This is a genomic window from Arthrobacter glacialis (genome assembly GCF_002909445.1).
Lineage (GTDB): Bacteria > Actinomycetota > Actinomycetes > Actinomycetales > Micrococcaceae > Specibacter > Specibacter glacialis.
Window position 1 is genome coordinate 1 of record NZ_PPXC01000022.1, and the last position, 18030, is coordinate 18030.

Annotated in this window: 14 protein-coding genes and 2 tRNA genes; 5 read left to right on the forward strand and 11 right to left on the reverse strand. The window is 63.5% G+C overall.

The genetic code is table 11. From position 1 onward, the window contains the following. Positions 1 to 139: 139 nt before the first annotated feature. Genes CVS27_RS18935 through CVS27_RS18955 form a run of 5 tightly spaced genes read right to left on the reverse strand, consistent with a single transcriptional unit; the run spans position 140 to position 4295 of the window. Positions 140 to 844 carry a RibD family protein gene (locus CVS27_RS18935; protein ID WP_103467410.1) on the reverse strand — a complete coding sequence of 235 codons (705 nt, stop codon included), beginning with the start codon at positions 842 to 844 and terminating at the stop codon, positions 140 to 142. Further along, positions 837 to 1748, reverse strand: coding sequence for a lysylphosphatidylglycerol synthase transmembrane domain-containing protein (locus CVS27_RS18940; protein ID WP_243400279.1), 912 nt, complete (start codon positions 1746 to 1748; stop codon positions 837 to 839). The genes CVS27_RS18935 and CVS27_RS18940 overlap by 8 nt, the downstream gene beginning before the upstream one ends. A gap of 31 nt (positions 1749 to 1779) precedes the next feature. Then, on the reverse strand, positions 1780 to 2874 hold the full coding sequence (locus tag CVS27_RS18945; RefSeq protein WP_207767577.1) for a glycosyltransferase family 4 protein: 1095 nt from the start codon (positions 2872 to 2874) through the stop codon (positions 1780 to 1782). Next, positions 2871 to 3269 carry a 6-pyruvoyl trahydropterin synthase family protein gene (locus CVS27_RS18950; protein ID WP_103467412.1) on the reverse strand — a complete coding sequence of 133 codons (399 nt, stop codon included), beginning with the start codon at positions 3267 to 3269 and terminating at the stop codon, positions 2871 to 2873. The genes CVS27_RS18945 and CVS27_RS18950 overlap by 4 nt, the downstream gene beginning before the upstream one ends. 9 nt (positions 3270 to 3278) lie before the next feature. Beyond that, entirely contained in the window at positions 3279 to 4295 is a 1017-nt protein-coding gene (locus tag CVS27_RS18955; RefSeq protein WP_103467444.1) for a zinc-dependent alcohol dehydrogenase, read from the reverse strand. Positions 4296 to 4384: 89 nt separating this feature from the next. Between CVS27_RS18955 and CVS27_RS18960 the strand changes: the two genes are divergently transcribed. Further along, entirely contained in the window at positions 4385 to 6793 is a 2409-nt protein-coding gene (locus tag CVS27_RS18960; RefSeq protein WP_207767578.1) for a CDP-alcohol phosphatidyltransferase family protein, read from the forward strand. Here CVS27_RS18960 and CVS27_RS18965 read toward each other — a convergent pair. From CVS27_RS18965 to dusB, 6 genes are all read right to left on the reverse strand, one after another. Then, positions 6708 to 7106 (reverse strand): hypothetical protein, encoded by a 399-nt coding sequence (locus CVS27_RS18965; protein ID WP_207767579.1) that lies wholly within the window; start codon positions 7104 to 7106, stop codon positions 6708 to 6710. The two genes, CVS27_RS18960 and CVS27_RS18965, sit on opposite strands and share 86 nt — an antisense overlap. Positions 7107 to 7281: 175 nt before the next feature. Further along, positions 7282 to 7354 (reverse strand) — tRNA-Asn (locus tag CVS27_RS18970). A 119-nt stretch (positions 7355 to 7473) separates the two neighbouring features. After that, positions 7474 to 7549 (reverse strand) — tRNA-Asn (locus CVS27_RS18975). Positions 7550 to 7611: 62 nt separating this feature from the next. Continuing rightward, positions 7612 to 9615: a DNA primase gene (gene dnaG, locus CVS27_RS18980; protein WP_103467414.1), complete on the reverse strand. Its 2004-nt coding sequence runs from the start codon at positions 9613 to 9615 to the stop codon at positions 7612 to 7614. A gap of 36 nt (positions 9616 to 9651) precedes the next feature. Next, entirely contained in the window at positions 9652 to 10926 is a 1275-nt protein-coding gene (locus CVS27_RS18985; RefSeq protein ID WP_103467415.1) for a deoxyguanosinetriphosphate triphosphohydrolase, read from the reverse strand. A gap of 264 nt (positions 10927 to 11190) precedes the next feature. Continuing rightward, the gene (gene dusB / locus CVS27_RS18990) at positions 11191 to 12372 is read right to left on the reverse strand and encodes a tRNA dihydrouridine synthase DusB (RefSeq protein ID WP_207767580.1); all 1182 of its coding nucleotides are present in this window, start codon (positions 12370 to 12372) and stop codon (positions 11191 to 11193) included. 286 nt (positions 12373 to 12658) lie between these two features. Between dusB and CVS27_RS18995 the strand changes: the two genes are divergently transcribed. The 4 genes from CVS27_RS18995 to CVS27_RS19010 all read left to right on the forward strand — a co-directional run bounded on the left by CVS27_RS18995 (position 12659) and on the right by CVS27_RS19010 (position 17976). Continuing rightward, positions 12659 to 13540, forward strand: coding sequence for an ATP-binding cassette domain-containing protein (locus CVS27_RS18995; RefSeq protein ID WP_103467416.1), 882 nt, complete (start codon positions 12659 to 12661; stop codon positions 13538 to 13540). Then, positions 13541 to 15889 carry a YhgE/Pip family protein gene (locus tag CVS27_RS19000; RefSeq protein WP_103467417.1) on the forward strand — a complete coding sequence of 783 codons (2349 nt, stop codon included), beginning with the start codon at positions 13541 to 13543 and terminating at the stop codon, positions 15887 to 15889. A 70-nt stretch (positions 15890 to 15959) separates the two neighbouring features. Next, complete coding sequence (locus tag CVS27_RS19005) at positions 15960 to 16532, forward strand: TetR/AcrR family transcriptional regulator (protein WP_103467418.1); 573 nt, start codon at positions 15960 to 15962, stop codon at positions 16530 to 16532. Positions 16533 to 16821: 289 nt separating this feature from the next. Beyond that, a complete protein-coding gene (locus CVS27_RS19010) occupies positions 16822 to 17976 on the forward strand; it encodes a magnesium and cobalt transport protein CorA (protein ID WP_103467446.1) in 1155 nt (384 codons plus the stop codon). Positions 17977 to 18030: the final 54 nt, after the last annotated feature.

Consider the following 18030-nt stretch of genomic DNA (forward strand, 5'->3'; position numbering starts at 1 on the left):
CCTACGTCGCCATCAACGACCCCAAACAACGAACTCAACAAAACGTCAATCTCTCTCAAACAGGTTGACAGATACCGTTACTGCGCGAGCGTTCGTGAAAAACGCCCCTTTAGTGAGCGGGCGTTGGGGAGGTGGGGCGTCAGGGGGATGTTGCTTCGTCGATGAACCGCGGGGACAGCGCGTAGCGCAACAGCACGGCGTCGCCTAAGGGCAGTGCCGTCACCAGCCGGGCTGGCCTGAGCGAGTTCCAGGGAAAATGCCCGTCGCCGGTCAGCCTGGGCGCCCGGGAGTCACCCACGAAAAACGGCGCCACCACCAGCTGAAGCTCGTCGGCCAGCCCTTCTTCCAAGAATTGCGTGTGCACGCTTTCCCCGCCCTCCACCATGAGCCGGCCCACGCCTCTGGCATGCAGGTCCACGCTCAGCTGCGCCATCCGCACCTGCGGACCGCCGTCGACGATGGTGGCCAGCATGCCCAGACGGTTCCGCGCGTCGTCCACGTTCTCAGAGGTGCAGTAAACCAGCTTGCGGGCATCCCCCGTGGTGAAGAAGCTCGCGGACGGGTCCAGCCGGGCTGCGTTACTCACCGTGACCTTCATGGGCGACGGCGCCAGCCCCCGTTCCGCCCGTATCTCTCGCCTGCTGGGGCTGCGGACCAGCAAGCGCGGATCGTCTGCCCTGATGGTGCCGGCACCCACCATGATGGCGTCGCAGGAGGCACGCACGGCATCCACCCGGTCAAAATCTGCGTCGTTGGAGAGCAGCAACCGCTCCGCGGAGGCGTCGTTGATGTAACCATCAATGGACATGCAACAACTGAGCAGCGTGTACGGGCGCTCACGCATGGGGCTCCCCCTGCTTGTCGGGGCTGCGCACCCATCCCACAGCCAAAACGACCGCCCCCGGCACTACGGAGGCAAACGTCAAAACGCCATAGACGACGGCGGCACTGACGCCCTGCGCTGCTCCCAGGCCGGCTGCACCAAACGCCCAGGCGGCCGCACCTTCGCGGGGACCCCATCCGGCAATGTTGGCCGGCACCGACATGGCCAGCAGCACCAACACGGCCAGCGGCAGGAGTTGGCCCAGCGGAGCCGTGATGCCTGCGGTGCGGGCTGCGATCAGAAAGATGGCCGTGTAGCCTCCCACGGCTGCCACGGATGCCACCACCACCCCGGGCGCAGTGCTCCAATTAAGCACACCGCTGCGGATATCGGCGGCCGAAGCTCGCAGGGCCCGGGCCCACCACCGGGTTCCCGCCACGGAGCGCCAGTGCAGCGCGAACAGGGTTGCGGACACCACCGCCAGAAGCACCACGGCCAGGAATGCGCTGAGTTGGTGGACGGCTGATGGGAGCAGTGCAAGAAGCCCCACGGCCAGAATCAGCTGCACTGTTTGCCCTGCGGCACGCTCCCACACAACTGCCCGAAGCCCGCGGCCCGCCTGCCCCGACTCCTGGCCGTGCTTCACGCCGCGATGCACATCCCCGAGTACGCCGCCGGGAAGAACGGAATTCAGAAACTGCGATCGGTAGTAGGCGGCAATGGCGCCGCCTAGCGGAATCTCAAACCCCAGTCCCCGTGCAACCAGGCGCCAGCGCCAGGCACAGCACACGGTGGTGGCAAGGGTGATGGCTGCCGCCGCAACCAGGGCCTGCACATTGACTGCCTTGAAGCCGTCAAGGAATGGCCCGGCCCCCATTTTCCAGACCAGCGCCGCGAGCACGGCTGCCCCCGCCAGCGGCTCCAACCACCTCCATACTCCCGCCCGTCCCACCATCTCAGAACCTGTTCCTGGCTGGGGCCCTCGTGGCAAGGCGTCCCAGCGCCTCAGAAAACGTGGCAGCTGCAGATCCCCACTCGCCGACGGTTTGCCGGCTTTCGCGGGCGGCCGAGCGCAGCCTCGCCCGAAGCGCAGCGTCGCCCAGCCAGGCCCGCAGGGCAGCGGCAAGGGCAACGGGGTCATTGCTCGGCACCAGCAGCCCTGGTGCGCGGGAGCCCGTACCCAGCGCCTCCGGCACGCCCCCAACGCTCGTGGCGATCACGGGTATCCCCCGTGCCAGCGCCTCGGCCACCACCATGCCGTACGTTTCGCCCCGGGATGCCAGCACCAGCACATCCGCGGACGCGTGCTCGGCGGCCAGCTCTGTTGATGCCAGCGCGCCCAGGAATTGGACCCGGCTGGCAATGCCTCCGGCCACCGCCTGCCGGCGCAGATTTTCGGTGAAGTTCTTCTCAAGGTCCAGGGCTCCTGCGCAGCGGCACGTCCAGTCAAGGGCGGAGATGCTCACCAGGGCGTGGAGCAGGACGTCGTAGCCTTTGGCCTCGGTGACGGCAGCAACACACAGCAATGCGCCGCCGCTGGCCGTCCCATCCGCCACCGCGGCGACGTCCGCACCGGGTTCAACCACGGAAACGTGCTCCGGGGGAAGCCCATACCTCGCCACCACCTGGTTCTTGGTCCAGTGGCTGGTGGTTATGACCCCAAGGGCGCTGGACAGCACCGAACCCTCCACAGCACTGCCGAGGCCATGGCTGTCTCCTTCCGTCAGTAACATATGGACAAGAACCACCAGGCGCAGCCTGGTTGCTTGTTCCGCCAGCGCAGGTGAGCAGAGGGCGATCAGCCCATCAATCAAGACCAGGGAACCGTCGGCAAGACCATCCAGCAGGCCTGTTAGCGCGGCGTAATCAGCGGGTGCCGGGTGGGGCCAGCCTCCGGGCATCGGATGCTCCACCACCTGCCATCCCAGGACCCCCAGCCCGCGACTCATCCGCCGGTCGTAGACGTTGCCGCCGCTGGGCCGGCTCGGGCTGTCAATGCCTGCCGGGACCACAAAGTGCACTCTGGGGCGGGCCTGACGTGCTGGTGTCACAGCGGACGCTCGTAGCTGGCCCAGGCAACGTGCGACTCGTGCAGGGTGACGGCGATGCTGGCCAGCTGCAGTGCCGCCGGGCCAAAAGCGCCAGCGCGCACGCGATCCGCCAGTCTGTCGGCAATGGCCTTCGCCAGCACCTCGGTGGTCGTGTTGATTCCGGCAAACTCGGGATCGTCGTCCAAGTTGCTGTAGCCCAGCGCGGCTGCGATGGTGCGTAGTTCCGCCGCCGCCACCCCAATATCCAGCACCGTGTTGTTTTCGTCCAAGGCATCGCGCTTGAACGTGGCATCGATGATGTACGTGGCCCCGTGTAGGCGCTGGGCAGGGCCAAACGCTGCACCGCTGAAGCTGTGGGCAACCATCATGTGGTCGCGGACGTTCACACTGAACATGCGTCTCACCTACTCCTGTGCCGAAAGCGGTTGGTGGCCCACACCGTTGTAGCTGATGGTGTGGCACAGCGCCGGCAGCCGCCCGTCAGCCAGCGCCGCCATGACCTCCGGGAGCTGTGCAAAGGGCGATGTGCCCGTCAAGACTGCGTCGAAGGCCGGGTCTTTGAGCAACTCCAGGGCAAGGTCCAGCCGCTGCCCGGCGGTGCGGTTGCGCCGGCGGGACGGGGCCACGGCCCCCACCTGGCTGGAGCGGATGGCCAGCCGCAGGGAGTGGAAGTTGGCCCCGAGCGCCAGCGTCACGCCGTCGTCGCCGTACCAGCTCAGGTCCACCACCTCGCCCTCCGGGGCAAGCAGCTCAAGGGAGAGCTGGAGGCCAGCTGAGGTCCCGCTCGTGTGAAAGACAAGGTCACAACCGGCTGTGGTGTTCACGGCATCCGATGCTAGGGAGAATCCTGCCCCCATCGCTTGTGCCACGGTTTGTTTTGCCGGATCGGTGTCAACAATAGTCACCTGAATTCCCGGAATGCGGCTCAACAAGCGGGCAACACAGCAACCCACCATGCCCGCCCCCACCACGGCAATCCTGTCCCCCACCAGCGGTGCCGCGTCCCACAGCGCATTGATAGCCGTCTCCACGGTGCCGGCGAGCACAGCCCGCCTGGCAGGCACGCCGTCGGGCACCACGTGGACTGCAGGAACCGGCACAACATAGGCACTCTGATGCGGAAACAACGCGAAGACCGTGCGTCCCAACAGGGCGTCGGGGCCGGCTTCCACCACCCCCACATTGAGGTAGCCGTATTTAACCGGCCAGGGAAAATCACCCGCTTGGAAGGGCGCACGCATCAAGGTGTGCTGGCTGGCAGGAACTCCCCCGCGGTAGACCAGGGACTCACTGGCCCTGCTCACGCCCGTGAACAGGGTCCGCACCAGGACCTCCCCCGGCCCCGGCGCGGGCAGCTTTTCCGCGCGAATTTCACTACGCCCGGGCCCACAAAGCCAGAAGGCGAATGCGTCATGGTCCACAGAACTCACATCCCCGGCTCAGATCCACGGGCTATACCCGTCAATTGCACCTATCCTAATACTGTTGCGGATCTCACATTGGAGGCGCCGTGCGATGGCATCTCTTGGGCCCCATGGCCGGGCTGGTTTCCCAGCTGGCGCTGCTCGCCGTGCTGGCCAGCTCCGGCGGCCTGGGTGGCCTCGGCTGGGGCATCGGGGTGGTGTACGCCGTCACCGTGTGCGCGTTGCTGGCCAACGGCATCACCCGCCGTGGCAGTGGCGGCTTTGGCCCGGCCGACTGGATCACGCAACTCCGGGCCCTGCTAACTGGCGGAGCAGCCGCGCTCGTGGCTGATTCCTTCAGCGGGGACGTCCCAGTGGCCCTGCTGATTGTGTTTGCCGCCCTGACCATCCTCCTGGATGCCACCGATGGCTGGGTCGCCAGGCGAACAGGCACGACGTCGGCCCTTGGCGCACGTTTTGACATGGAAGTTGACGCTTTTCTCATCTTTGCGCTGAGCGTCTATGTGGCACCTTTGGTGGGTGTCTGGGTGCTCCTCATTGGCCTTGCACGGTATGCGTTTGTCGCCACTGGCTGTTTCCTGCCGTGGCTGCGGGCCAGCGCCCAGGCCCGGTACTGGTCCAAGGTGGTTGCCGTGGTCCAGGGGGTGGTCCTCACGGTGGCTGCTGCCGATGTTCTCCCCCACCCCTTGGCAGCGGCGGCCCTGCTCACCGCCCTGGTGTTGTTGGCTGAGTCCTTTGGCCGTGAAAGCTGGTGGTTGTGGCGCCACCGGAAAGAGCACGGGGGCAAGGTGGTGGTTCCGTCCGGAGTCCGGACTGCAGCTGCCATCGTGGTGATCTGGTGCGTGCTGGTTCTGCCAGCGGATCCCACTCAAATGACGCCCGTGGCTTTTGTCAGCATCCCTGCCGCCGGGCTACTGATAGTTCTTACCGCCCTGCTGTTGCCGCGCCGGTGGGGGCAGGCAGTTGCCGTTGGCTGCGGAATTTTTCTGGGGTGTTTACTCATCCTCAAAGCCCTGAACATGGCTTTTGTGGCCGTTTTTGGGCGGGCGTTTGATCCGGTCAATGACTGGTTTTATCTGGGACCGGGTGCCGACGTGCTGGGCGATTCGATTGGTCAGGCTGGCGCGCTGGCAGTTGCTGTGGCGGCAATTGCGCTTGCCGTTGCCGCACTGGTCCTGCTGCCGCTTGCGGCCCTGCGCCTGAGCCGTGCCGCGTCACACAACCGCCGCCTCTCTGCCCGCGCCGCTGCAGCCATCGGTTTTGTCTGGGTCCTGCTTGCTGTGACAGGCCTGCAATGGAGCCCGGATGTTCCGCTGGCCTCCACCAGCCCTGTGCCGCTGGTGTCCGGACAACTCCGCCAGTTGCAGCTCGACCTCGCCGACAGGAAGGACTTTGCCGCCCAAATTATCCTGGACCCGCTCGATGACGGCCCCCGTGACGGCTTGTTGGAAGGCCTGCGGGGAAAAGACGTCATGTTGGTGTTCGTAGAGAGCTACGGCCGCTCCGCCCTTTCCGACCCGGCCATCTCCCCCGGCGTGAAGGCCGCGCTGAAGGCCGGCACCAAAGAGCTGGAAGCGGCGGGCTTTTCCTCCCTCAGCGCTTTCCTTACGTCCCCCACGTTTGGCGGCGCCAGTTGGCTGGCCCATTCCACCCTGCAGTCAGGGCTTTGGGTGGACAGCCAGCAGCGCTACAACCAACTACTGACCACGGACAGAATGACCTTGAGCGGGGCGTTCTCCCAGGCCGGGTGGCGGACGGTTTTTGATGTACCGGCCAATACTCTCGATTGGCCGCAGGGCCAAGCCTTCTATCACTTCGATGCCCTCTATGACTCCAGAAATGTGGGATACCGGGGGCCGAAGTTCAGCTACGCCACCATGCCGGATCAATATGTCCTTTCGGCGTTCGCACGGTTGGAGTTGGCGAAGCAACCCCGCACACCTGTTATGGCTGAACTGGATTTGGTCTCCAGTCATACTCCGTGGACTCCGCTGCCGAGTCTGGTGCCGTGGGGCCAGGTGGGGGACGGCTCAATCTTCAACCCTATGGCTGCCCTGGGCCCAAGCCCCGAATCGGTGGTCAGCAACCCAGAGCTGGTGAAGACACTGTATGGGAAGTCGATCGAATACTCCCTGGCTGCGCTGTTTTCCTTTGTCAGAAACCACCCTGATCCGAACCTGGTGCTAATAGTGCTGGGCGACCACCAGCCCGCAGCGGCAGTGTCAGGCCAGGGCGCCAGCCACGACGTGCCCATCTCCATCATTGCCCACGACAAATCGGTCCTGGGCCGGATCTCCTCATGGGGCTGGGATGAGGGCGCCTTGCCGGATCCGTCGGCCCCGGTCATGCCCATGAGTGAGTTTCGGGACAGCTTTTTGACGGCCTACAGCCAGGGCGCCTCCGCCCCGGTCACTGGCTCGACGCCGACGCTTTCGCCTGCCGCGGTGCCAGGGGACGACGTCGTTCCATCGCCAGGCCTGCCAAGCCCAGAATGATGGCGGCAATTTCCACAGCTGCCGCGGTGAAGATGATCCAGCCGGTCCAGTGCTCGTGCACCCCAAAGAGTCCCGCCGGGGTGGTGGAAATCAGGAACGCGCCCAGCGTGGATGCCCCAAAGAGGACGGTCAGGACCAGCGGCGCCCAATGGCGCCAGAACAACAGCAGGAAGGTGATCACCACCCCGCCAGCGAAATTGACCAGCATGGCCGGTCCCACAATGGGCTCATCCTGGAACACAACAATCCATTGTTCAAGGTGAATGAGCGCTGAGACGAACACCGCCACAGCAGCCAGGATGCGAATCCACATGGCCCTTCTCCCTAATCTTTTCGGGAAGAGTTCTTTCTGAACAGGTGGGGCTGAACCGCGCCTGACTCAATTTTAGCCGCGGCGGGGCCATCCGGCGGGGCTGGGGCCATCAAGATTTTTCACTGCTTAAAGGAAAATCCCCGCACTCGCGTGAGTACGGGGATTTTCTTGCAAGCTCCTCTGACTGGACTTGAACCAGTAACCCTTCGATTAACAGTCGAATGCTCTGCCAATTGAGCTACAGAGGAATGAAGCAGATTAAATCTTAGCAGAAACAATCAGTAAAAATCAAAACCGATTATTTGTGCCTGCGCAACCATATTTTTTGTCTCCGGCCTCACAACAAGACCGGAGACAAAAAATGTTTTGGCTCCTCTGACTGGACTTGAACCAGTAACCCTTCGATTAACAGTCGAATGCTCTGCCAATTGAGCTACAGAGGATCGCGCAGGAACAACAGTAACAAACCACGGGCAGGATGTGAAATCGAGTGTTTCTTGGGGACTTAGCCGTCTCCGCGCAGCTGCCTGCGGGCTGTTTCCAACTCCATCAGCTCGCGCTGTAGAAGCTGGTAGCTCTCCGGGTCAAGGGCAGGATCCATGCGTTGCAAGGCCCCCAGGCGCTCCTCCTTGAGCCGGGTGATCTGCAGTTCAAAGAGCCTGCGCAAAATATCGCGGCAGTAGCGCATCAACGTGTCTTCCCGCGTGGCGGGCAGAGGACTCAGCGCCAACTCGGCAACCAGCGATTCCAGCTCCGGCGGAACGTTGGAGCGCACAGCCTCCAGCCACTGGGAGGAAGCCTCCGCGGACTCCCCCGCCAGGGCAATGCCCTGCTGGACGGCTTTGTAGGCCGGAACCATAAACTCGGTGGCGGCAAAATGCTGCCAGTTCCCCGCCGTCAACAGCCCGGGATGCTGCAAAACCACTTCCAGCGCCTCCCGCTCCATGCGCCCCTGGGGGTCGCGCGGATCCGGGCGCACCAGGGCAGGCCTGGCGTCTGCAGCTTGCTGCGGCTCTGCTTGGTCGTCGGCAAGCTGCCCCTGTCCCCCGTGGGATGCGGATCCGCGCTGCTGCCCGACGTCGGAACGCCCCTGCGTGTTTGGCTGCCCCTGGCCGGCGGGCTGCGCATGCGCTTGGCCGGGCGCACGCACCCCCGCCTTGGCGTCCGGCTGGCTGTGGGCCCGGCGCTCGGCCGTCTTGACGGCCCGGAGAACCTCGTTCGGGTCGGCCATGCCCAGCCAGCCTGCCAGCTCTTGGCTGTACCCCATTCGGGTGGAGCCGTCGCGGATATCTGCCACGACCGGCGCCGAGGCCCGCAGGCCGTTGACCCGTCCCTCCACCGTGCTCAAGTCAAACTTCGCGAGAGTGGTGCGGATGGCGAATTCGAACAAGGGCCTGCGCGAGCGGATCAAGGCATGAACTGCCTCATCCCCCTTGCGTTGGCGAAGCTCGCAGGGGTCCGCCCCGCTTGGCTCCACTGCCACGAAAGTTTGGGCAATAAAACGTTGGTCCTCATCGAAGGCTTTCAGGGCTGCCTTCTGGCCGGCAGCGTCGCCGTCGAAGGTGAACACCACCTCCCCGCCCGTGCCGTCGTCGGATAGCAGGCGCCGGGCCACCTTGATATGGTCGGCACCAAACGCCGTTCCACACGTGGCCACGGCCGTGTCCACACCGGCCAGGTGGCACGCCATGACGTCGGTGTAGCCCTCCACCACCACCAGCTGGCGCTTGGAGGCAATGCTCTTCTTGGCCAGGTCAATCCCGTACAGCACCTGGGACTTCTTGTAGAGGGTGGTTTCCGGGGTGTTGAGGTATTTGGGGCCCTGGTCGTCGTCAAAGAGTTTCCGGGCACCAAAACCAACAGTGTCCCCGGCAATGTCGCGGATGGGCCAGATGAGGCGGCCCCGGAAACGGTCATAGATTCCGCGATTGCCCTCGGAGAACATGCCTGTGAGCTTGAGTTCCTCCTGGGTGAAACCCTTGGCCGAAAGCTGCTTGAGCAGGGCATCCCAGCCTTGCGGGGCGAAGCCCACACCAAACCGTTCCGCGGCCTCGCGGTCAAAGCCGCGCTCGGACAAGAATGCACGGCCCGTGGCTGCGGCAGGGGTGAGCAACTGCTCACGGAAGAATTCGCCGGCGATCTTGTGTGCGTCAAGGAGGCGCTGGCGCTTGCCCACATCCTCGCGGCGCGGCCCCGTGCCGCCGTCCTCGTAGCGCAGTTCGTAGCCGATGCGGCCGGCCAATTTCTCTACAGCTTCGGAAAAGGAGATGTGATCCATCTTTTGGATGAAGGAAATCACATCGCCGCTCTCCTGGCAGCCAAAACAATGGAAATATCCCATTTGCGGGCGTACATGGAAAGACGGGCTGCGCTCATCGTGAAAAGGACAAAGTCCCTTGTATGAACCAATTCCGGCAGATTTTAAGGTGACGTAGGCGTCAACAATTTCCTTGAGGTCGGTGCGTGTTCGCACCTCGTCAATGTCTTCTCGTTTAATTAGCCCAGCCACACGGCCAGTTTACGTGAGCGCCGGCCTGCCCCTTACCTACAGCAGTGTGCGTTCGGTCCCTACCAGACGCTCGTGCAGCGCCAGGGCCGATACATCCGTTAGCGACGCGATCTGGTCGATGACCACCCGAAGCCGGGCATCGTCGTCGTCCGCGTCCCGCCAATCAGAGGCGAACATGGTCTCCAGATGGGCATCTCCCGTGGCATCAAGCACCGCCACCAGCTCGCTGAGCACATCCTGCTGGCGCTGGTAGATGGGCTGGCGGTGGTCGGTGGTCATGACGAAGGTGGTGGCCAGGCCCTTCATGACAGCAATTTCCAAGGCGGTCTCATGAGGTACGACGACGTCGGCTGCGTAGCGCGCGAGGCGGTGCGTCCCATAGATGGCCTGGGTGGCGCCCACCGCGCTCTGGCAGAAGCGGCCGATCAGCTGGCTTGTCATGTCCTTCAGGGCCGCCATGGACGCACGGCTGCCGTCAGCGTGGCGAACCCACACATCGGTGGCCTCAAGCCTCTGCAGGGCAGCATCGATCTCTGCTGTGTCCACTGTTGGCAGGTACCACTGTTGGGTGTAGCCCAGAACTCTTTTGCGCTGGTCCTGGTTGGCCAGCCATTTGAGCTGCACGTGGCCGGCCACAATGGCATCCTCCACGTCATGGACCGAGTAGGAGATGTCATCGGAGAGGTCCATGACCTGCGCCTCAATGCAGCTCTTGCCCTGGGGCGCTCCCTCCCGCAGCCAGGCGAAGACGGGAAGATCGTCGGCATAGGCGCCAAACTTGCTGGTCCGCAGGCCGTCAATCAAGGGCGCATCCGTAGCAAGCCACGGGTACTTGGACGCCGCATCCAAGGAAGCCCTGCTCAGGTTCAGGCCTGCGGAGCCGCCGGTGGAGGTGAGCACCTTGGACTCAAGCCGGGTCAAAAGGCGCAGCGTCTGCGCGTTGCCCTCGAAGCCGCCAATGGTGTGGGAGAGATCGTTCAGCACGGATTCGCCATTGTGCCCAAAGGGCGGGTGGCCAAGATCGTGCGCGAGGCAGGCGGTGTCGACAACGTCCGGGTCGCAGCCCAGCACGCGGCCAAGTTCGCGGCCAATCTGGGCCACTTCCAGGCTGTGGGTGAGGCGGGTGCGGACAAAGTCATCGGTGTCCGGGGCCACCACCTGCGTCTTGGCACCGAGGCGGCGTAGCGCGGACGAGTGCAGCACCCGGGCCCTGTCCCGCTCAAACACGGTGCGGAAACTGGTTTTTGGTGCCTCTTGCACCCACCGTTGCTCATCATGGGGCAAGTACACTGACTGCGAATCTGAGGACATGTTCCCAAGTTTAGGGCCAACTCCACCGTACTCAGGGACATTGTGCACAGGGCTGAGGGCGCTCACGTCACGCGCGCAGCAACGGTGGGGGCTGGCGGCGTGGCCAACTCGTCACGCGCGCAGCGACGGTGGGGGCTGGCGGCGGGGCTGGTGTTTTCGAAGGCGACGTAAAGGAGACCCCAAAGGCCGCCCGCGGCCGACGGGTCGGATATTCGCCGAGGAAATGCCAGCCCCGCCGCAGGGCGAAGCGCGGGCGACGCGGCGTTAGCCGCCGGAGACGTCCAGTTCTGCGCCCACGAGCTCCACTTTTTGCGAGCCGCTCAGGGTGCGCTCATTGAGCCAACCCTCGGGTAGTGCCGTGCGCTTGGGAGTGCCGGCGCGGCCACGGGGGCCCTCGGCGTCGACGCCCGGGTATGGGGAGTCCATGTCGAGCGTATCGAGCAGTCCGCGCAAAACTTCAAGGGTGGGCACTGCAGACAGTTGCGCGCGGAGCTCGCCGCCCACAACGTAGCCCTTGAAGTACCAGGCCATGTGCTTGCGGATGTCGCGCAGGGCCTTGTTTTCGTCGTCGAACGTGTCAACGAGGAGTTCTGCATGGCGGTACACAGCTGCGGAAACCTCGGCCAGCCCGGGCTTGTGCCGGGTGTCGCTGCCCTCAAAGGCCGCCATCAAATCGGCAAACAACCAGGGACGCCCCTGGCAGCCGCGGCCCACCACCACGCCGTCCACACCTGTCTGGCGGACCATGGCAATAGCATCCTCGGCGCTCCAAATGTCACCATTGCCCAACACGGGAACATCCGGCAGTGCCTCGCGCAACCGCGCAATAGCATCCCAGTCGGCTTTGCCCGAGTAGAACTGGTTGGCCGTGCGCCCGTGCAAGGCCACTGCGGCAACACCGGAGTCGCGGGCTATGCGGCCGGCTTCCAAATAGGTTAGGTGGTCATCGTCGATGCCCTTGCGCATCTTGATGGTCAAGGGGATGCCACCCTTGGAGGCCTCCCGGACAGCCGTCTGCACAATGGCGGTGAACAGATCGATCTTCCACGGCAGCGCCGCGCCGCCACCACGGCGGGTTACCTTGGCCACGGGGCAGCCAAAGTTCAAGTCAATGTGGTCCGCATGGTCTTCCTCGACCAGCATACGCACGGCCTTGCCCACTGTTTCGGGGTCCACGCCATACAGCTGAACGGAGCGAATCTTCTCATCCTCGTCATGGCTGATCAGGCGCATGGACTCGGGTGTGCGCTCCACCAGGGCACGTGAGGTGACCATTTCGGAGACAAAAACGCCACCACCGTGCTCGCGGCAGAGGCGGCGGAAGGCGGTGTTGGTGATCCCGGCCATGGGGGCAAGCACTACCGGGGTGTTCACGGTGATGTTGCCAAGTTTCAGGGGCGGGAGGTCCAGTTTGGTGTCGCTGGTGGGGATATCTGTAACAGTCACCGTTCAATTCTCTCAAATCCGTGCAAATTAAGCGCCCGCGCTCCGGCGAGCGATGCATCACCCTCGATTCCCGGGCCGCCGCCCGCTCCCGAGCGCACCGATTCCGTCCACTCCCGAGTGCGCAGATAGTGCGAGTTGCGGCGCTTGAAGTCGCAGTATCTGCGCTCTCATCTTGGCGGCCGCCCCCAGACTCGATCCCTCCTCTCAGTGAACAAGCTCACGCCGCCACGAGTAAATTCTGCCCTCACATTATTGCTAGACTGACTGGTCAGTACAAAGAATTGCGATGAACCGGATTAACCTCAACAACAACGGCTGGCCGGATCCGGAGTTCAGATTCGTAATTCGCCACGAATTCAGTTCCGTCCGGGATCAGCACGATCCCGAACGGAACACCGAAAAAATTGCCTCACACGAAGGAACCCCTGTGCAGATTCACGCCAACAACCTTGCGCTGTCAGCAGGCCGCGGCCCTGTTTACGGCCCTCTCACCTTTGAACTTGACGGCGGCCTCAACGTGCTCCGCGGCGACGCCGGAAGCGGGCGGACATCACTGCTGCTGACCTTGGCTGGCCGCATGAAGCACCAGGACGGAAGCCTCCAGGTGGGCGGACATGAACTGCCCCAGAAACTGCGCGCAGTCCAAAAGATCAGTTCGGTTGCCGGTTTCGACGGCATTGACGAGCTCGAGGAGTCGGTCACAGTAGGCGCGGCCCTGAAAGAACGCCTCGCGTGGATCTCCCCCTGGTGGTCCCGGGTGCGCAAACTCAACGATGTGGACGTGGCAGAAATCTGCGCCCCCACCTTTGGCGGCGAGCCCATCCCCCATGCCAACACCGTCATCTGGGATCTGAGCGACACGCAGGCGTTCCTGCTTCGCATTGCCCTGGCCATGATGAGCAACCCCTCCGTCCTCTTGGTGGATGATCTGGAACAAATCCGCAACAGTGACTCCCGCACCATCATCTGGGACCGTCTGGCCCACCTTGCCGGCGCTGGCACGGACGTGGTGGTTTCCGCCTCTTCCCTGGACGCGCAGCTCTGGGACCAACTGGACATCGCGCCGAACGTGGTGGACATCAGCACCCACCAAAGCGCCCCCGGACCCCAGGAATCCGCAGAATCAGTAACACCATCACAGCAAGAATTGATCGAGGAGACCGTCTAAATGTTTGCCTTTTTATCCTCCGGCACTGAACTGAGCCGGTTCAAGCGCGGCAAGATGCCCAAGATTGCCGTTGCCGTGATGCTGTTCATTCCGCTGATCTACGGCGCCCTGTACCTGTGGGCGTTCCAAGCACCGGACAAGCACATGGATGGGCTACCCGTGGCCCTGGTCAACCAAGACGTGGGTGCCACCAATGGCGGCGAATCCGTGCATGCCGGCCAGGACCTGACCACCAAGCTGCTCGATGGCATGGACCTGAAGTGGGAGCAGACGGACTCCGACGGTGCCGCGCAGGGCGTGGCCAGCGGCAAGTACTACTTCGCCCTGACCATCCCCCGCGAATTCTCCGCCAACGCCGTCTCTGTGGGCACCGACAAGCCAGCCCAGACCATGCTGGATGTCCAGTTCAACGATTCCAACAACTTCCTCTCCAGCGTCTTGGGCAAGCAGGCCATGGCCCAGGTCCGTGACGCCGTCTCCGAGCAGCTGGGCGAGCAAACCTCCTCCACACTGCTGGTGGGCTTGCACGACGCCGGAGCCGGGCTGCGTGCCGCGGCCGATGGTTCCGCTGAAGTCACCGAGGGCATCGGCACGGCCAAGGACGGTGCCGGGAAGCTGGTGGTTGGCATGAAGGCGTTGGCCAGCGGCTCGGTGACCCTGAACAATGGTGCGCTTGCGCTCTCCGACGGCGCCTCTGCCCTCTCCAACGGCGTCAACACGCTGGCCGGCGGGGCAGCAACCTTGAACACCGGGGCGTCATCTCTTTCGGCGGGAGCCGGTTCGCTGGCGGCAGGGATGGGACAGCTGAACACCGGTGCCACCCAGCTGGCAGCCGGCAGCAACACCCTTGCAGTCGGAACCGGCCAGCTGGCCACCAGTTTGACCGGTTCCATCCCGGATGCGCAGAAATTGGATCAGGGCGCGGCCTCCCTGTCGGCCAGTGCGGGAACCCTGTCCGCGAGCGCAGCCAAACTGTCCGGATCAGCAAACACTTTGGCCACGAGTGCCGATGCTGTGGCTGCCGGTGCCGCCCAAACCTCAGCCCAGCTGGCCAAACTGATCGCCAGTACTGAAAGTCTGCCGCCGGGAACCCCAGCGAGCGCACTGCTGGACAGCCTGAAGCAACTCCAGTCCGATGCTGCCTCCCCCGTAGCGGCAGGTGCCGGCACCTTGGCGGCAGGTGCGCAAGCACTCTCAGCCGATGGGACCACTCCCCTGTCCGCGGGCGCTGCCAAGCTGTCCGCCGGTGCGGATGCGGTTTCTGTAGGCGTCACCAAGCTCTCCACGGGTGTCAGCGATGCGGCGGCAGGTGCCGACAAGCTCGCCAAGGGCGCCACCACGCTGAATACGGGTGCGGCCACGCTGGCCAAGGGCGTCCAAAGCGCGGCAACGGGTTCTACCGATGTGGCTGACGGTGCCGCCAAGGTTTCCGGCGGAGCGGCAGCCCTCTCCACGGGCGCCGGCACTGCCAAGGACGGCGCCGCGGCGCTGGCCACCGGTGCAGGCACGTTGAGCAACGGCACCTCTGAGCTGTCAACAGGCACCGGGACGCTGCTGGAGGGTGGAACTTCACTGTCCGCAGGCGCCGAGAAGCTCGCCGCCGGCAGCCAGCAGCTCACTGACAAACTGGACGACGGCGGCAAGGCCATCCCCAACGATTCAGCCGATCTGCTGGAACAAAAGTCGCAGGTTTTGGCGGCCCCCGTGGCCGTGAACTCGCAGTGGTCCAATGAGTCCAAGAGTTTTGGTGAGGGTTTTGCCCCGTTCTTCATTGCGCTGGCCACCTTTGTGGGCGCCTTGATTTCCTGGCTGTTGCTGCGCGCCTTGCCCACCAGGGCCCTGGCCGCCGGAGCTAATGGCCTGCGGAGCGTTTTGACGGGCCTGCTGCCTGCCTTGGCCATTGGCTTGGGCCAAGTGTTGATCATGATGGCCGTGCTGCTGTGGGGCCTGGACATGAAACCGGTCTACCCCGTGGCCATGGCTGCGTTCATCTACCTGACAACCGTGGCGTTCCTTGCTTTGCAGCAAATGTTCATCATTGTTTTTGGCACGGCTACAGGGCGTGTGGTCAGCCTGGTGCTCCTGATGCTGCAGCTGAGCTCCTCCGGTGGAACCTACCCGGTGGAAACCACGCCCGGTTTCTTCCAGGCACTTCACCCCTTCATGCCGGCCACGTATGTGGTGAGTGGACTTAGGGAGCTGATGACTGGTGGAATAGACTCCCGGTTGTGGATCTCGGTGGCATTCCTTGCTGCACTTGCACTGGGATCGGTGGCTGTCAGCTCGTTCTGTGCCGGCCGCCAGCGTGTCTTCTCCATCAAGCGCCTGCATCCTGAGCTGGAGATGTAAGTAACCGCGTTGGCCTCCGGCCCACGTACCAGCCACGCCCGTGCCAGCCCAAGAAAACTAAGGAACCCCCGTGCCCCGCATATCTGCCACTAAACAGGCCATTCTGGCTGCCGCACTGGAATTGGGTGCGCTGCACGGGATTTCTGGCACCACCATGGAAGAGGTGGCCGAACGGGCAGGGGTGGCCAAGGGCAGCGTGTATTACAACTTTGCCTCCAAGGACAAGCTGTTTGAGGAGTTGCTGACGGCGGGGGTCAGCTCGCTGTCAGCAACTCTGCGCACGGCCCGCGAGCAAGCAAGCGGCTTTGGCGCCATCGAGGCCATGGTCATGCAGATGCTGACGTTGATTGCGGAGAACCGGGCCTTGGCAAAGTTGATGGCTGCGGAAATTTTCCGCACCGACAGGGTCTGGCAGCACACCGTCAGCGGGCTGCGCCGTGAAGGGGTTTCCGAGATTGGCACGGCGCTTGCCCCCCTGGTTCCGGCGGAGACTCCGGAGGCCACCCGCTTGTTGATGGCCGGCGGCATTTTCGGGGCAACGCTCATGGGCGGGCTGGAATGGCTGCTGTTCACCCCGGAGACGCCCGTTGAGGACGTTGCTGCCGCCATTCTCTTTACTTATTCGGGGCGCCTGGCCCAATAGGGGCAGGCTCGGGCAACGGCAAAAAATGCCCGGACGGGCGCACGCATACTTTGCTGATATTCTCAGCCTTGAGAGTTTCAAACGCCCGGGAGGGCGCAAGCCGTGGAAAGAGGTGGTCAGTGCCATGATGGCCGAACCCCCAAGTATGTATTCCATGGCCCCCTCCTACCCCGCCTAAGGCATTCTGCACTGCGCTTTCGCGCTTTGACGCGCATGCGCACTATGCGGCGGCACATCGAGGCTGGCCATGCATGACTGGCCCTTTCCCTCACTGCTGTTTGGAATCCCCATGAACACCCGCCGCACTGCCTTGCGCCTGCAAAACCTTGTCCCCCTCAAGCCCCGCGAATCCCCTGCCCCGGCCGGCCCAGGCACGGCTGGCAGGGCGGGCAACGACGTCGAACGCGTCCTCCCGCAAAAGAGCAACAGCATGGTTGACGCCGGCATTTACCTTCACGGTAAGCGAATTTCCTCCCCCAGCACACTGCCCGATACTTTTCGGGAGCTGAACAAGGCCCCCGGATCCATGGCCTGGATTGGCTTGGTCCGCCCTGAAGAGGCGGAGCTGCAGGAACTGGCCGCCGAATTTGACCTGCACGAGCTGGCCGTGGAGGACGCTGTCATGGCCCACCAGCGCTCCAAGATTGAACGCTACGGAACCACCCTCTTCGCGGTGCTGCGGGCCACCCGCTACCTGGAATCACAGGAGGAGGTGGAGTTTGGTGAGCTGCACATTTTTGTTGGCCCCAACTTCATCATCACCGTCCGGCACGGCCACTCCCCCGATCTGGCCACCGTGCGCCGTCGCATGGAACAGGATCAAACACTGCTGCGGCTGGGCCCTGAGGCTGTGCTGTACGCCATTTTGGACACCGTGGTGGACGGCTTTGCGCCCGTGGTGACGGGTCTTGAAAATGACATTGACGAGATTGAGACCGAAGTGTTCAGTGGTGATCCTCAAGTGTCACGACGCATCTACGAGCTCTCCCGCGAAGTCATTGAATTCCAGCGTTCCACCAAGCCCATGGTGGGAATTCTGGAATCGCTGGCCGGCGGCTTCACCAAATACGGCATCAACGAAGATCTGCAGCAGTACCTGCGCGACGTGGATGACCACGTCAAACAGGTCAACGAGAAGATTGACGGTTTCCGGTTCATGCTCCGGGACATCCTGACCGTTAACGCCACGCTGGTGGCGCAGCGCCAGAACGAGGAAATGAAGCACCTGGCGGAGGCGAGCAATGACCAGAATGAGGAGGTCAAAAAGATCTCGGCCTGGGCTGCCATCCTGTTCGCCCCCACCCTGGTGGGCACCGTCTACGGCATGAACTTTGATTCCATGCCAGAACTGCATTGGGAGTGGGGCTACCCCCTGGCCCTGATAGCCATGTTCGGGGTCAGCGTGGTGCTTTTTGGCATCTTCAAGAACCGCAAATGGATCTAGCCAGCACTCCGTCATAGTCCTTAGATAGTCGCGTCTTTTGTACTGCCCCCATTG